11 protein-coding genes, 1 tRNA gene and 3 pseudogenes are annotated in these 15,129 nt (G+C 62.4%); 2 read left to right on the top strand and 13 right to left on the bottom strand.

The genetic code is table 11. The features are described from left to right. Positions 1–90: 90 nt before the first annotated feature. From ACQVLG_RS10155 to ACQVLG_RS10095, 13 genes and pseudogenes are all read right to left on the bottom strand, one after another. A complete protein-coding gene (locus tag ACQVLG_RS10155) occupies positions 91–1,023 on the bottom strand; it encodes a FecR domain-containing protein (protein ID WP_474295599.1) in 933 nt (310 codons plus the stop codon). A gap of 51 nt (positions 1,024–1,074) precedes the next feature. Continuing rightward, on the bottom strand, positions 1,075–1,596 hold the full coding sequence (locus ACQVLG_RS10150) for a sigma-70 family RNA polymerase sigma factor (RefSeq protein WP_474294313.1): 522 nt from the start codon (positions 1,594–1,596) through the stop codon (positions 1,075–1,077). 109 nt (positions 1,597–1,705) lie between these two features. Then, entirely contained in the window at positions 1,706–3,118 is a 1,413-nt protein-coding gene (locus ACQVLG_RS10145) for a lipopolysaccharide biosynthesis protein (protein ID WP_474294311.1), read from the bottom strand. 21 nt (positions 3,119–3,139) lie between these two features. Further along, positions 3,140–3,646 (bottom strand): dTDP-4-dehydrorhamnose 3,5-epimerase family protein, encoded by a 507-nt coding sequence (locus ACQVLG_RS10140; RefSeq protein ID WP_474294309.1) that lies wholly within the window; start codon positions 3,644–3,646, stop codon positions 3,140–3,142. A 100-nt stretch (positions 3,647–3,746) separates the two neighbouring features. Next, on the bottom strand, positions 3,747–4,670 hold the full coding sequence (locus ACQVLG_RS10135) for a glycosyltransferase family 2 protein (protein WP_474294307.1): 924 nt from the start codon (positions 4,668–4,670) through the stop codon (positions 3,747–3,749). 110 nt (positions 4,671–4,780) lie between these two features. Beyond that, entirely contained in the window at positions 4,781–5,872 is a 1,092-nt protein-coding gene (ychF, locus tag ACQVLG_RS10130; protein ID WP_086145737.1) for a redox-regulated ATPase YchF, read from the bottom strand. 216 nt (positions 5,873–6,088) lie between these two features. Continuing rightward, positions 6,089–6,673 (bottom strand): aminoacyl-tRNA hydrolase, encoded by a 585-nt coding sequence (pth, locus tag ACQVLG_RS10125; RefSeq protein WP_076565268.1) that lies wholly within the window; start codon positions 6,671–6,673, stop codon positions 6,089–6,091. Between the two features lie 114 nt (positions 6,674–6,787). Next, a pseudogene (locus tag ACQVLG_RS10120) lies at positions 6,788–7,397 on the bottom strand (50S ribosomal protein L25/general stress protein Ctc). Positions 7,398–7,561: 164 nt separating this feature from the next. Then, the gene (locus ACQVLG_RS10115; protein ID WP_034753270.1) at positions 7,562–8,512 is read right to left on the bottom strand and encodes a ribose-phosphate pyrophosphokinase; all 951 of its coding nucleotides are present in this window, start codon (positions 8,510–8,512) and stop codon (positions 7,562–7,564) included. Positions 8,513–8,663: 151 nt separating this feature from the next. Continuing rightward, positions 8,664–8,740 (bottom strand) — tRNA-Gln (locus tag ACQVLG_RS10110). Between the two features lie 78 nt (positions 8,741–8,818). Further along, positions 8,819–9,702: pseudogene (gene ispE, locus ACQVLG_RS10105) on the bottom strand (4-(cytidine 5'-diphospho)-2-C-methyl-D-erythritol kinase). Then, complete coding sequence (locus ACQVLG_RS10100; protein WP_474294304.1) at positions 9,699–10,349, bottom strand: outer membrane lipoprotein LolB; 651 nt, start codon at positions 10,347–10,349, stop codon at positions 9,699–9,701. Before ACQVLG_RS10100 ends, ispE begins: the two are co-directional and overlap by 4 nt. Positions 10,350–10,410: 61 nt before the next feature. Next, positions 10,411–12,171, bottom strand: a pseudogene (locus ACQVLG_RS10095) (tetratricopeptide repeat protein). Positions 12,172–12,338: 167 nt separating this feature from the next. Between ACQVLG_RS10095 and mutM the strand changes: the two are divergent. Together mutM and ACQVLG_RS10085 are read left to right on the top strand one after the other, a co-directional pair. After that, positions 12,339–13,175, top strand: coding sequence for a bifunctional DNA-formamidopyrimidine glycosylase/DNA-(apurinic or apyrimidinic site) lyase (mutM, locus tag ACQVLG_RS10090; protein WP_474294302.1), 837 nt, complete (start codon positions 12,339–12,341; stop codon positions 13,173–13,175). A 22-nt stretch (positions 13,176–13,197) separates the two neighbouring features. Then, on the top strand, positions 13,198–15,099 hold the full coding sequence (locus tag ACQVLG_RS10085) for a dynamin family protein (protein ID WP_474294300.1): 1,902 nt from the start codon (positions 13,198–13,200) through the stop codon (positions 15,097–15,099). The last annotated feature ends 30 nt before the right edge of the window (positions 15,100–15,129 follow it).

The raw sequence follows: 15,129 nt of genomic DNA, 5'->3' as shown, positions 1-15,129 counted from the left end.
AAAAACGTGCATAAGTTCAATGGATAAGGGTGGCTCTTACCCTATATCCCGAACGAGAATGCAAAACCCTCAATCGGCCCCGCGAAATTGTCAGGCAGCGGCCTGGGGCATGGCTTGCACCGTGACCCAATAGCGCGTGCGCGCCAGGATTTGCACGGGCAAGGCCAGCGCCAGGTTGTGCAGCGCGCGGTCCGTGTCGCGCAGGGAAAACACCCCGTTGACCGTCAAGCCGGCCACGGCCGGATCGCAGCGCAGCAGACCGGGCCGGTAGCGGGCCAGTTCCGCGAGCAAGGCATCGAGGCGCATGTTGTCGGCCACCAGCACGCCCTTGGTCCAGGCCGCTGCGCTGGCCGGCACGGGAGCGGCCGACTGCACGATGTCGGCCGAAAAAACGGCGCCGTAGCCCGTGGCAATGCCCACGGCGTGGCCCGGCGCATGCGCGAGGCGCACTTCGACGGCGCCCTCGAACACGGCCACGTGCGACGTGTGTTCGTCTTGTCGTAAAGTAAAACGCGTACCGAGCGCCCGCACCGTGCCGTGGCGGCCCTGCACGCGGAACGGCCGCTGCGCCGGATCGGGATCGTGGGCCGTGGTGACGAGGATTTCGCCGCTGCGCAGGATCAGCAGGCGCTCACTGGCATCGAAGCGCACGTCGATGGCGGAAGCGGAAGCGAGCATCACGCGCGTACCGTCAGGCAAGGTAATCTCGCGGACTTCGCCCGTCCCCGTGCCGTGGCCGGCCGTGGCCGCTTGCCAGGCGTCCGTGCCGCGCGCCGCATACAGCATGCCGCCCACGGGCAGCAGCACGGACAGCAGTTTCAGGGCTTGGCGGCGGTTCAGGTAGGCGGCCGGTGCCGGTTCGCGCAGCGCGTGCCGGGCCGCGTCGCGCGGCACGCTGTGCAGCTTGCCTTCGAACGCCTGCAGGCGCTGCCAGGCGAGGTCGTGGTGCGGATGGGCGGCGCGCCAGCGGGCGCAATCGGCCCGGTCCTCGTCGCTGGCGTCGTCAGACCACAGGCGCGCCATCCACTGGGCCGCCTGCTGCACGATGGCGGGTGCAATCACCACTTCCACGGTTCAGCCGCCCTGCCCGTGCAGGGCCTGGTAGCAGGCCAGCAAGCCGGCGGCGATGTATGTATTTTCCACGGACGAGACGGATACCTGCAGTTCGGCGGCAATGTCGCGGTAGCTGAGGCCGTCCAGCTTGCACATCAGCAAGGCTTTGCGCGCCTTGGCGGGCAACTGGTGCAGCACGGCGTCGATTTCCGTCAGCGCCTCGATCACCAGCGCGCGCTCTTCCTCGGACGGCGCCAGCGCTTCGGGCACCAGGGCCAGCACGTCCAGGTAGGCCGTCTCAATCTGGCGGCGCCTGTACAGGTCGATGACCATGCCGTTGGCAATCTGCGTCAAGTGGCGGCGCGATTCCCCGGCCGGCGGCATGCGCCCCGTCTTCATCAGGTGCAGGTACACGTCGTGCGCCAGGTCGGCAGCATCGAAGGCATTGCCCAGCTTGCGCCGCAACAAGCCACGCAACCACTGATGGTGATCGGTGTACAGACTACTGACTTGCTGATGAAGCGCTGACTCGGCGGTGCTCACGATACCCTTCCTGTCGCCAACGGCCGGCAAGAACAGGCGCATCGATTTATAAATGAGAATTATTCTCATTGTACGCGGAGTCACAAGGAAAGCGCAATACGGCCCGCTGTCAGCCCTGCTGCCGGGCGGGCTTGAACAGCCTGAAAGCGGCCCGCAGCGAAGGCCTGTAGATGTACAGTGCGGCAGCGAGCAGCGCGCCCCACGCCAGCGGAGCAAGCGCCCCCAGGCGCTGGGCAAAGAACGCGTGGCCCGCTGCCAGCAGCGACAGCAGGAAAGCGCTCAGGTAGAGCGAGCGGCGCGGCAGCGGACGCCAGACGCGCATGCCCAGTTCCGTCTTGACGACAAAATACACGAGAAAACCCAGCAGTTGCGACACGGCGGCGCCCGTGGCGCCACAGCGCGGCACCAGCACGGCGCCCGCCAGCAACGTCGTCAGCAAGCCTGCCGCGAAGGCGGCGATGGAGAGTGAAGGACGGCGGGCCAGATTGATGCCGACGCCGCTCACTTCCGCCAGGGCATACAGCAGCGGCTGGCCCACGGCGGCCACCGCCAGGTACGCAACGCCATGGTAGTTGGGAGGCAAGACCCAACCGATCAGCCAGGCCAGGGCGCCCGCCAGGCAAAATCCCACTACGACGATGGCTTGCGCATGGCGGCAAATGGCGACAATATTCGACAGGTCGCCGCCGGCCGCGGCCCATTTGTGTACTTGCGGTATCCAGACGATCGTAAAAATCGACTGCACCAGCCAGGCCCCGGCGGCCACGCGCATGGCCAGCGCATAAATACCGAGCTCGTCAAAGCCGGCAAAGAAACGCAGCAAGCCCATGCCGGCCGACAACATGAACATATAAAAAATCCCGCTCACGAGCAGTGGCCCCGCCTCGGAAAGCAGGCGCAGCAGCAGCACCCGGTCCACGGCGGCGCGCCAGGCCTGCGCCAGCGATACGCGTGCATGCCACAACAGCCATAAGGTGACCAGCCAGGTGGTGACCACGACCAGGCTCGCCAGGTGCACGAAATTGCGCTGCGGATCCCACCACAGTACAGGCAGCAGCAACAGCAGCGACATTTTCGGCAATACCTGCGCCAGGCCGAATACCCAGGCGCGCTCCTGCATGCGAAAGAGCTGCGCGATCAGGCGATTGGCCAGGGCGCTCAGCATGCCGGCAGCGAACAGGATGGCCAATGCAGGTTGCGCCACATCAAATAACAGTTGCGCTACCGGCGCCGCAAACACGAGTATCACGGCCAGGGCCACGGGCGCGAGCAGCACGGCCGGCAGCAAACATGCTTTCAGCAAGCCGCTACGACTCGTGCTGTAGTGGTATTCATGCAGGAAGGCCTTGTCCAGCCCCAGCGACAGCAACAAACCGGCCACCGTGCAGGCGGTCATGAAGAAATCCAGCTTGCCGATGTCGGCTGGCGGAAACAGCCAGGCCACGGCAGGCACGGTGGCAAGGCTGCACAGCAGCGACAAAATGGGGCCGGCTGAAAAACCCGCGAGACGAGTCAGGCGCATCGTTCAGCCGGCCCGGGCATCTCAGCCATGCCTGTCGTTGGAGAAGCGATACGGCACCGTGTCCGAATCGGCCGGCACGCGCCAGTGGTCCGGCGCATCATAGCGATACGCATGGTCCACCGCATTGACGAGGATGGCAGGCGAGCCGCAGTAATTCTGCACGCCATGCCAGACACGCGGCGGCACGACGAGCAGGCCGGGACGCTTGGTGCCCAGCTTGAATTCGTTGAGCATGCCAAAGGTCGGCGAATCCTCGCGCGCGTCGTACAGCACCACGCGCATCTGGCCCGCCGCCACGAACAGGCGGTCCGTCGTGATGGCATGCGCATGCCAGGCGCTCAGTCCGCCCGGCTCCAGGGTCGAGGCGAATATCTGGCCGATCTGCGCCGCATCGGGCACCCATTCAGTACGGAAAATTTCGGTCAGGCTGCCGTATGCCGTCAAGACAGGCTTGATTTCCTGAAAGATCACGCCATCGATCAAGGCAGGCGCCTTCGGCTTCCATTCCTTGGTAATGCTTTTCGCCATCCTGTTTCGCGCCAGCCAACAACCAGTTATCTTTCTCAGCCACCAGATCTACCCCTAGAAATTTTTATAAAAATGCTCTTATGTATTGCAACGGTATTATCTATCGCCGCGGCATGTCATTCAATCCCCGGCGGCGGCGCAATTCACGTAAAAACGATCCCTTGCGCCAATGCTTGAACCAATAACTCGGTTGTGGCGGCCATAATCCCAGCCGTAAAAAGATACGCCGTGCCAGCGCCTTCAAGGTATCCACGGCACAATGGGAGGGCGAGATGTGCCTTTCATGGATACGCGCGCCATAAAGTGCTGCAACCACGTGCAGAATGTTCGCCTGGTTCTGCATTTGCTTCCACCAATAATCATGCTCGCTGTGCTGGCGGTCCAGATAAGAATTGCTGCGCCCGCCAGACTGGATCAGGATGGCGCCCAAGCGCGGATTCGCAATCAGTTGCCGTCCAGCGCGATAGGCGCGATGCAGCCAGGCTTGCGATGGCCAGCAGCGTAATTCCCATGATGGCTGCCATGGCCCTGTCTGCAGGGCCAGCTCGCGCCGCATGACCCACAGGCTGGCTGGGACATCCATCCATGGCCGATATGGTTGCAACTCGCCAGCCAAGGCACCCACGATATGATTCCAGGTTGACTGGATCACCAGCCCTTGATCAAAGACCAGGTCAGCGCCGGTGCGTTCGAGGACATCGATACTGCTTTGCAAATGATCAGGCAACCACAGGTCATCGTGGTTCAGGAATGCCAGATAGGTGCCACGCGCCAGGCTGATGCCGAGATTGTTGGGTCCCGTCTGCTCGCCGTAATTGACCTCCAGATTCACAAAGCGGATACGCGCGTCACCGAACGCGGCGACCACCTCGGCGGTATCGTCGGTGCAGCAATCGCCGACGATAATCAGTTCCCAGTCCTGCAAGGTACTGGCGAGTGCCGATTGAATCGCATAGCCGAGGATATTGCTCCGGTTATACGTGGCCATGACAATGGAAACGAGCGGTTGTTTCTCTGACGCCATAACAGGCCTTTCACATCACAGACAAAAAAATGCCGCCCAAATACATTGAGCGGCATTTCGCAATGGACAAATGCAATAGCTTGCTGGCGCTCGCCAGCAAGCATCTGTCCTTAGACGTTGAACAGGAAGTTCAGCACGTCGCCATCCTTGACCACGTATTCCTTGCCTTCGGCGCGCATCTTGCCCGCTTCCTTGGCGCCCGCTTCGCCCTTGTAGGCGATGAAGTCGTCATAGGCAATGGTTTGCGCGCGGATGAAGCCGCGTTCGAAGTCGGTGTGGATTACGCCCGCCGCCTGCGGCGCCGTGGCGCCCACAGGGATGGTCCAGGCGCGCACTTCCTTCACGCCCGCCGTGAAGTAGGTTTGCAGGCCCAGCAGCTTGTAGCCGGCGCGGATCAGACGGTCCAGACCCGGCTCTTCCATGCCCATGTCGGCCAGGAAAGCGCCCTTGTCGGCGTCGTCCAGATCGGCGATTTCCGCTTCCAGCGCCGCGCAGATGGCGACGATAGGGGCGTTTTGCGATTGCGCATACGCCGTCAGTTGATCCAGCAGCGGATTATTGGTGAAACCCGAGTCGGAGACGTTGGCCACGAACATGGCCGGCTTGGCCGTGATCAGGCACAAAGGCTTGATCAGTTCCATTTCGTCGGCGTCCAGGCCCATGGCGCGCACCGGCTTGGCGTCGTTCAGGTAAGGCATCATGCGTTCCATGATGGCCAGCAGCTTGGCCGCGTCCTTGTCGCCCGAGCGGGCTTTCTTGTTTTCGCGGTGGATGGCTTTTTCCACGGTACCCATGTCGGCCAGCGCCAGTTCGGTCTGGATGACTTCGATATCGTCGAGCGGATTGATCTTGCCGGCCACGTGGATTACGTTGTCATCTTCGAAGCAGCGCACGACGTTGACGATGGCGTCCGTCTCGCGGATGTGCGACAGGAACTGGTTGCCCAGGCCCTCGCCCTTCGATGCACCGGCCACCAGGCCGGCGATATCGACGAATTCCACGATGGCATTGACCATGCGTTCCGGCTTGACGATGGCGGCCAGCGCATCCATGCGCGGATCCGGCACTTCGACGACGCCGACGTTCGGCTCGATGGTGCAGAACGGATAGTTTTCAGCCGGAATGCCGGCTTTCGTCAGTGCATTGAACAGGGTGGACTTGCCGACGTTCGGCAAGCCGACGATACCGCATTGGAGACTCATGGAAAACCTTTAATAATCAAAGCACATGGCGCCGTCTATCGGCGTGCTTGCCGTGCTGTTAGGGAAAACGGCGTCGATGGTGCGCCCTTTTCCGGGGATAGTGCGTGTGCTGCATTTCAAGGGGTCAATTGTACCCGTGTCGCGCGCGCTTCAAAAGCCCGATGATGGGCAAATGACGCCAAAACGGCCGCATCATGACGCCATCAGGCCCTGTTCTCAGGCCGTATGCAGTTTCATGGTCGCCGCCTCGAACTTGCCTTCGACGATCTGCGGCATGACCTGCAAGGATTTTTCTATCGCTTGCTCGATCAGCTCCTGGTCTTCGCGGCGCGGGCGGTGCAGGACGAAATCGGCCACCTGCTGCTGCAGGCTCAGGGTGCGCGGGTGGCCGATGCCCAGGCGCAAGCGCCAGTAATCCTGCGTGCCCAGCGCGGCCGTGATGTCTTTCAAGCCATTGTGGCCGCCGGCCGAGCCGCCCTTCTTCAGACGCGCGATGCCGGGCATCAAGTCCAGCTCATCGTGCACGACGAGCACTTCATCGGCAGCGATCTTGAAAAAGCGCGCCAGCGCGCCCACGGACTGGCCCGAGCGGTTCATGAAGGTCAGCGGTTCGAGCAGCCAGACTTCCTTGCCGCCGATGGAGGTCTTGGCCAGCATGGCGTTATAGCGCGAATCGCGCTGCAAGCGCGTGCCAGGCAAGCTGTTGGCAAGGTTGTCCACCAGCCAGAAGCCGGCATTGTGGCGGGTTTGTTCGTATTCGGGTCCCGGGTTGCCGAGGCCGACGATCAGGCGTATGGGCATGGCGATGTCTGCAGTGTAAAAACGTATTATCGGTGAAAACGGGCAGAAAAAAACCCGCCGGGACGAACCAGGCGGGTTTTTCCTTGCGACTACCGCATTGCTGCGGCGGCAGAATTACTTCTTGTCAGCAACAACTTCAGCAGCAGCGGCTTCAGCAGCAACGTGGCCGGCCGGTACCGAAGCGGTAGCGATGGTCAGGTTGGCGCCGTGGGTGACAGCGGTCACGCCAGCTGGCAGGACCAGGTCGCCGACGTGCAGCGAGTGACCGACGTCGATGTTCGACAGGTCAACGTTGATGAATTCTGGCAGTTGGCCTGGCAGGCACGAAACTTCGATTTCGTTGGCTACGTGGCTGATGGTCGCGCCGTGCAGTTTGACTGCTGGGGAAACGTCAGCGTTTACGAAGTGCAGCGCCACTTTCACGTGGATAGCTTGCTTAGCGTCAACGCGCTGGAAGTCAGCGTGCAGAAACCAGTTGTTTGTATGCGTGGACTTGGAAGTCGCGCAGCAGAACTTGCTGGGAAACGCCGTCGATTTCCAGATCCAGGATCGACGAGTGGAACACTTCTTTTTTCAACGCGTGGTACAGGGCGTTGTGATCCAGCGAGATCAGCACTGGGGCTTCAGCGCCACCGTAGACGATACCAGGGGTTTGGCCGGAAATGCGCAGGCGGCGGCTCGCTCCGGAACCTTGCAATTCGCGTTTAAATGCGATAACTTTCATGTGAAACTCCAAGAAGAACAAGGCTTGCGCCTTGTGTTATGAGGACTCCCGCGACCAGGAATCCTCGAAAATGGGTGAAAACACCCCGAAAACTAAAACACTGCGGCGCAACAGGCAAAAAGCCGGTCGCGCCGCAGGCATTACGTCTTTTACTACTACGCTATTTAGTCAATAAACAGCGAGATAACCGAATCACCCTTGATGATGCGTTTGAACGTCTCGGCCAGCAACGGCGCGCACGTCAATTGACGGATCTTGCCGCAGGCCAGGGCCGCTTCGGACAGGGGGATCGTATCGGTCACGACCAGCTCATCGAGTGGCGAGGCCGAAATACGGTCGATCGCCGGGCCCGACAGCACCGCGTGCGTGCAATACGCCACGACTTTTTTCGCGCCACGCTCTTTGAGCACTTCGGCAGCCTTGGTCAGGGTGCCTGCCGTGTCGACCATGTCATCCATGATCACGCAGTTGCGGCCTTCGACTTCACCGATGATGTTCATCACTTCGGACACGTTCGCTTTTGGACGACGCTTGTCGATGATGGCCAGGTCGCAGCCCAGGCGTTTGGCCAGGGCGCGCGCACGTACCACACCGCCGACGTCCGGCGACACCACCAGCAGATCCTGGTAGTTTTTCTTTTGCAGGTCGCCCAGCAAAATTGGCGAAGCGTAAATATTGTCGACTGGGATATCGAAGAAACCTTGAATCTGGTCAGCGTGCAAGTCCATGATCAGGACGCGCTCGACACCGGCTTCTTCCAGCATGTTCGCCACCACCTTGGCCGAAATCGCCACACGCGCGGAGCGTGGACGACGGTCTTGGCGGGCGTAGCCGAAGTAAGGAATCGCGGCAGTGATGCGGCCGGCGGAAGCACGTTTCAAGGCATCAACCATCAGCATGATTTCCATCAGACTGTCGTTGGTTGGAGCACAGGTGGATTGCAAAACAAAAACATCCTTGCCGCGCACGTTTTCGTTAATCTCGACCATTACTTCGCCGTCGGAGAATTTCGAAACGTTTGCTTTACCGAGAGGGATGCCGAGGTTTTTTGCGACCCCCTCTGCCAACGCTGGATTCGCGTTGCCGGTAAAAACCATCAGGTTTTCGTAAGCCATGGGAGTCCCAAGAGGTGATATAGAAGTCTTGAAAAGCACTAACCGGGCATAGGCCCGGTCAGTCATTGTTTAGAATATGCCGCGTGGCGGCATATCTGCTTTTTTCCCGCACTGGACGCCAACTTCGCATCGACAGACTACGGTGAAATGGTGGCAGGGGAAGAAGGATTCGAACCTTCGCATGCTGGAATCAAAATCCAGTGCCTTAACCAGCTTGGCGATTCCCCTACGTTACTGACTGCTTGCCGTCATGTTGGCCAGTATTATACCGACTTTTTGACGCTAAGCAAAATCTTTTTTTGCTCTTTACAACATGGTGAGCATCGGGTGGCGATTCAGCGCTTTTGCCTTCCAGGCGATCCAGACTGGTGGCACATTGCTGAGCACCGCATCCGCTTCTTCCTGACTGCCAAACGCACTAAACACACAAGCACCGGAACCAGTCATCCTGGCTTCACCGTAAGCACCCAGCCATTCTACCGCATCTGCTACCGGCTTGAAAAGACTACATGCTACTTGCTGTAAATCATTCTTTCCAAACCCGCCCGCATCGTTTCCTTCTGCGAGGCACCTGGAAAAGTCCGCTATTGTGACGGGTTCGGTATTCCTCGTCAAGCCTTCCGCGCAAAAAATTGCGGCGGTGGGCACTTGCACGCCCGGCTCGATCACCACATACCAGCATGCGGGCGTGGCGACTGGCTGCAAGGCCTCGCCCACGCCTTCGGCAAAGGCGTTTTCGCCAAAGATGAAAAACGGGATATCGGCGCCCAGCGGCAAGCCCAGCGCCATCAGTTCCTCGCGCGTCAAGCCGGCCTGCCACAAACGGTTCAGCGCCATCAGCGCCGTGGCCGCATCGGACGAGCCGCCGCCGAGGCCGCCGCCCATGGGCAGCACCTTGTCGATGGCGATATCGACGCCGCGCGGCAAGGCGCCCGTGCGGCGCAGCACGTCGGCCTGCAGCAGCCTGGCGGCGCGGATGATCAGGTCCTGCTCCTGCGGCACGCCAGCCAGCTCCGTCACGCGGACAATCGCCGTGTCGTCGCGTAGCGCGAAGTGCAGGGTGTCGCCATGGTCGAGCAACTGGAACACCGTCTGCAGCAGATGGTACCATCGGCGCGGCGGCCGTTGACGTGCAAAAAGAGGTTCAGCTTGGCCGGAGCCGGGCAATTGTTCAGGGTCGTCAACGTCATTGTGCTTGAGCCGATGGGGCGGGATCGAGCACGATGCGCAGCGAGACGGCATCGGCCTGCGCGCTGGCATTGCGTTCGGCATCGATACGCCGCGGTTGGGGCAAGGCGCCCGGTGTATTGTCGGCCGCATTTTGCCCTATTTCTTGCCACGACACATAGCGCAAGCGCCAGCCATCTTTGGTCGTCACGCTGTCGTTGGCCGGCGAAGCGATGAAATGCTTGCCATCGGCGCCCACGGCATAGCCTTGCAGCCAGTCGCGCAAGCCCGACACGGGCAGGGACCAGCCCAGCAGCTGCGCGCTCAGAGTATCGACGTCGGGCGCGCTGCGCGGCGCCTTGCCGCTCTGCGTCAGCACGGCCTCTTGCGGCGTGACGGCGATCGTCGCCAGCGTGCTGCCGACGGGCGTATACAGGGTCACGTCCGTGCGCTGCGCCGTCTGCTGCCAGTTGAAATTGACGGTGGCCGATTCGGGCTTGTCATCCTTCTGGTACACGACGTTCAGGCGGCCCGTCAGCTCCACCTGTTCGCGGTAGGGCGCGACGGTAGTAGCGGATGGCGCGGCGCCGGACGAGAATGGGGAGCTCAGGGTCGAGCAGGCCGAGAGGGACAGGCAGACGAGAGCCAGGGGGAGGAGTTTTTTTAACATGGGCACAAGGAAAAACCAGCGCCATGGCGCTGGTTTTTTATAGTTGAGTTAATCGATTCAATCACAGACTGACATTCAGGCGCGCCAAAGTGCTTTTCAGCGCGTCGTTTTTCGGGTCCTTGCCTTGCGCCTCGCGCCACAGCTTTTGCGCTTCGGCCTTGTCGCCCTTCTGCCACAGCACTTCGCCCAGGTGGACGGCGATTTCCGGATCGCTGCGCACGGCATAGGCGCGGCGCAGCGCGTTTTCCGCGGCGGCCAGGTTGCCCATGCGGAACTGCACCCAGCCCATGCTGTCCATGATGAAAGGGTCGCCCGGCGCCATCCGCAAGGCTTTTTCGATCAGCGCATGGGCTTCCTGCAGGCGGATGCCGCGTTCGGCCAGCGAGTAGCCCAGGGCGTTATATGCATGCTGGTTGTCGGGCGCCAGCGCCATCACGCGGCGCAGGCTGGCCTCCATCAGGTCCAGCTTGTCGAGACGCTCGGCCAGCAAGGCATAGTCGTACAGCAGCTCCGGATTGTCGGGGAAGCGCAGCAAGGCGTTTTCCAGCACCGTGTACGCGCTTTGCACGTAGCCAGCGTCGCGCAGGAACTGCGCGTCGACCAGCAGCACCTGCGCCTGGCTTGCCGGATCATCCGTTTCGATTTCCGTCAGCGCCTTGCGCGCCGCATCGAGATTGCCGCCACGGGCGATCAGCTGGGCGCGCCGCAAGCGCGCCTCGACATAACCGCTTGATGCGCTGTTGTCGACCTTGTCCAGCCAGGCGATGGGCGCCGGCCGTGTCGCCGCGCGTCTCGGCGATCTGCGACAAAATCATCAGGGCCTTGAATGGATCGCGCGTGTCGCCGGGGGATTTGTCGAGCACGGCCAGGAAGCGCTTGAAATACTGCTCCGCGCCCTTGGTGTCTTCCAGCTGCAGCGCCACGATACCGAGCGCGTACAGGGCGCCCAGGTTATCGGGCGCGCTTTTCAGCAGCAGCTGGAACTGCTCGCGCGCCGGCTCCAGCTGTTTTTGTTCGACCAGCAGGCGCGCGTATGCGCCGCGCACTTCGACGGCGTCCGGATTCTTTTGCAGGAAAGCGGCCAGCACCTTGCCCGCCGCCTCGGGCTCGCCCGTCACCTGCGCCAGGGTCAGCGCGGCCAGCTCGGAGTTGGGCTTGATCGCCAGCGCCTTGTTCGCTTCACCGATGGCGCGGTCACGCTCGCCGAGCGACAAGGCGCCCTGCGCCAGCACCAGATGCGCTTCGAACATGTCCAGGTAAGGCTGCACAGGCGCGTCAGCATCGAATAGGCGTACAGCTTGTCATTCGAGCGCGACAAAATCTGCTGCATCTGGAAGAGGGCCACGCCCCGTGCGCCCGCCGGCGCATTGGCCAGGCGTTCGGCAAAAATCGGTTCCGCTTCCTCGATCTTGTCCGTCAGGACGACGAAACCGAGGAAGAACTGCGTCGCCTCGTCCGAGTCGGGCGCCAGCTCGCGCCACAGGCGGATGGCCGCCAGCGCCTCGCCGCCCTGCTTGGCGGCCAGTGCCATTTCGGAAGCGCGCCGCGCCAGGCGTGGATCGCGCGTCTGCTGCGCCGCCACCATCATCGTCACGTACGGCCCTTGCCACTGGCCGCTCTTGAATTCCATTTCAGCCTTCGTCAGCTTGTACAGCAAATCGCTGCTCAACTCGACCTTGGGCAAGCCGTCCGGCTCCTGCGGCGCGGCGGGCGCGGCCGCAGAAGGGCTGGCCGCGGCATCGGCAGGGGCAACAGGCGTCTGCGCCATGGCATGCGTGGCCATCAGGGCGGACAAGGTTACAATGGCGAAAGCGTTTTTCAAAGGCTGATCCTGGCTAAACGGCAAAGTTTGATTCTACGCCCAACGCGGCTATCGCGTACTTCACGTATGTAACGAAATATATACGTCGCGTCGGCGTAGCGTGCCAGAGCCAGCCCTCGGCCCGCAAGCCGCCTGTTTTTTACCCGGTTTTCCACCATTCGAGTCCTATGCCAGAATTGCCAGAAGTCGAAGTCACACGGCGCGGTGTCGCGCCCCACATCGAAGGGCGCGCCGTGCGCGCCGTCGTGCTGCGCCGCGACGGCCTGCGCTGGCCCTTCCCCCCTGCCCTGGGCGAACAATTGTCGGGGCAAACCATCGGCCTGACGGGGCGGCGCGGCAAATACCTGCTGATCCACTTCCGCCACGGCACCCTGATCATCCACCTGGGCATGTCGGGCCACTTGCGCGTGCTGCCGACGGGGACGCAGGCGCAAAAGCACGACCATTTCGACCTCGTCGTGGAGGACGCGGACGGCGGCAGCCAGGTGCTGCGCATGACGGACCCGCGCCGCTTCGGCGCCGTGCTGTGGCACGACGAGGCCGATGGCCCGCTGGACGGCCACGCGCTGCTGCGCGGCCTGGGCACGGAACCGCTGGAAGGCGGCTTCACGGGCCAGCTGCTGTTCGAAAAAACGCGCAACAAGAGCACCAACATCAAGCAGGTGCTGATGGCGGGCGACCTCGTCGTCGGCGTGGGCAATATCTATTGTTCCGAAAGCCTGTTCCGCGCGGGGATCAACCCGAAGACGCCGGCCCGGCGCATCGGCCTGGCCCGCTATGAGAAACTGGCGCAGGCGATCCGCGACGTGCTGGCCGAAGCCATCATGCAAGGCGGCAGCACCCTGCGCGACTTCATCGGCGTGAACGGCCAGTCCGGCTACTTCCAGCAGACGTATTTCACGTACAACCGCGCGGGCAAGCCCTGCCGCGTCTGCGGCGCGCCGGTCCGGCAAATCGTGCAGGGACAGCGTTCCACGTTCTACTGCGTGAATTGTCAAAAGTAAGCACACTCACAGAGGGAGCCAGATGGTCAGAGACTTGGAACAATACAGCGCATGGCGCCAGGACGTGCAGGCCGCCTTGCAGGCTTACCGGCAAGCCGCCAGCGCGGCGGGCCTGGTCGACGGCGCCTCCGCGCTACGCCTGGCGCGCTGTGGCTCCCGCCTGCTCGATGACCGTTTATCTGTCGCCTTCGTGGCGGAATTCTCGCGCGGCAAATCCGAGCTGATCAACGCCATCTTCTTTGCCGGCTATGGCCAGCGCATCCTGCCCTCGGGCGCGGGCCGCACGACCATGTGTCCCACCGAGCTGCTGTACGACGCCGCCTGGCCGCCATCGATCCGGCTGCTGCCCATCGAGACGCGCGCGCAGAACCTGTCAACCAGCGACTACCGCGACCTGCCCGCCGCCTGGACCGTCCTGCCCCTGAATATCGAGGCGGGCGACGACATGCAGGAAGCCATCCGCCAGGTCAGCCTGACGAAAAAAGTCAGCGTGGAAGAAGCGGCGCGCTACGGCCTGTACGACGCCGACGACGCCGACGCTCCCGCCATGCTCGACGAAGACGGCCAGGTGGAAATCTCCATGTGGCGCCACGCCATCATCAACTTCCCCCATCCGCTGCTGAAACAGGGCCTGGTGATCCTCGACACGCCCGGCCTGAACGCCATCGGCACGGAACCGGAACTGACCCTGAACCTGATCCCGAATGCGCACGCGGTGCTGTTCATCCTGGCGGCCGACACGGGCGTCACGCGCAGCGACATCGAGGTCTGGCGCAACCATATCGGCGCCGGTGCGGGGCGCCTGGTGGTGCTCAACAAGATCGACAGCATGTGGGATGAATTGCGGGGCGATGCCGAGGTGGCGCAGGCGATCGAACGCCAGCAGGCCAGCGTGGCGCACCTGTTGACGCTGGACGCGGGCCAGGTGTTTCCCGTCTCGGCGCAGAAGGCCCTGGTGGGCAAGATCAACCACGATGCGGCGCTGCTGGAAAAGAGCCGCCTGCAGGCGCTGGAGACGGCCCTGTTCGAGGAGCTGATCCCCGCGCGCAAGGACATCATCCGGCGCCAGCTGGCGTTCGACCTGGACGCCATCGAAGCGGCGCAGCAGGTACAGGCGGCGGCCCGCGCGCGCGGCATCGCCGAGCAGCTGCACGAGCTGCACAGCCTGCGCGGCAAGAACCAGAGCGTGATCGCGCACATGATGCGGCGCGTCGATATCGAGAAGAAGGAATTCGACAGCAGCCTGTTCAAGCTGCAGGCCACGCGCGCCGTATTTACCCGCCTGTCGACGGAACTGTACACGAGCCTGGGCATGGACATCGTGCGCGACGATATCGACGGCGTGCGCGCCGCCATGCAGCGCAGCCGCTTTTTCACGGGCCTGCGCGAAGCCGTGCGCCAGTATTTCGAGCGCATCGGCCAGAACCTCGACCGCTCGGAAGGCAAGACGGCCGAGATCACGGAAATGATGAACGTGATGTACCGCAAATTCGCCTCCGAACATGGCCTGGCGCTGGCCTTGCCGATGCCCTTTTCGCTGGCCCGCTACCGCCAGGAGATCGCCGACATCGAAGCCGTCTACCACAAACAGTTTGGCACGGCGACCCTGCTGACCACCAGCCGGGTCGTGCTGATGGAAAAATTCTTCGACACCATCGCCTCGCGCGTGCGCCGCAGTTTCACCAACGCCAACGACGACGCCAGCGCCTGGCTGAAAGTCATCATGGCGCCGCTCGAGGCGCAGATCGTCGAGTACAAGGAACAGCTGAAACTGCGCTTTGCCTCGATCCAGCGCATCCACGACGCCACGGGCAGTCTGGAACAGAAAATCGCCGGCTTCGAGGCCAGCCTGGCGGCGCTCGAACGCGACAAGGCGCAGCTGGCGCAATTGCTGGCCGCCTTGCGCGCAGCCAGCGCCGCATGAACCCTACGCACTGAATACAACACTGGAATC

Source organism: Janthinobacterium sp. TPC_1 (genome assembly GCF_056037845.1).
The sequence above is the reverse complement of the archived record's forward strand: the minus strand, read 5'-3'. Positions and strand labels throughout refer to the sequence as shown.

Excerpts from the sequence above, each read along its gene's own strand:
- ACQVLG_RS10135 (WP_474294307.1), bottom strand. The coding sequence starts at position 4,670 with ATGGCGTCAGAGAAACAACCGCTCGTTTCCATTGTCATGGCCACGTAT.
- ychF (WP_086145737.1), bottom strand. The coding sequence starts at position 5,872 with ATGAGTCTCCAATGCGGTATCGTCGGCTTGCCGAACGTCGGCAAGTCC.
- pth (WP_076565268.1), bottom strand. The coding sequence starts at position 6,673 with ATGCCCATACGCCTGATCGTCGGCCTCGGCAACCCGGGACCCGAATAC.
- ACQVLG_RS10085 (WP_474294300.1), top strand. The coding sequence starts at position 13,198 with ATGGTCAGAGACTTGGAACAATACAGCGCATGGCGCCAGGACGTGCAG.
- ACQVLG_RS10145 (WP_474294311.1), bottom strand. The coding sequence starts at position 3,118 with ATGCGCCTGACTCGTCTCGCGGGTTTTTCAGCCGGCCCCATTTTGTCG.
- mutM (WP_474294302.1), top strand. The coding sequence starts at position 12,339 with ATGCCAGAATTGCCAGAAGTCGAAGTCACACGGCGCGGTGTCGCGCCC.
- ACQVLG_RS10115 (WP_034753270.1), bottom strand. The coding sequence starts at position 8,512 with ATGGCTTACGAAAACCTGATGGTTTTTACCGGCAACGCGAATCCAGCG.
- ACQVLG_RS10155 (WP_474295599.1), bottom strand. The coding sequence starts at position 1,023 with ATGGCGCGCCTGTGGTCTGACGACGCCAGCGACGAGGACCGGGCCGAT.
- ACQVLG_RS10140 (WP_474294309.1), bottom strand. The coding sequence starts at position 3,646 with ATGGCGAAAAGCATTACCAAGGAATGGAAGCCGAAGGCGCCTGCCTTG.
- ACQVLG_RS10100 (WP_474294304.1), bottom strand. The coding sequence starts at position 10,349 with ATGTTAAAAAAACTCCTCCCCCTGGCTCTCGTCTGCCTGTCCCTCTCG.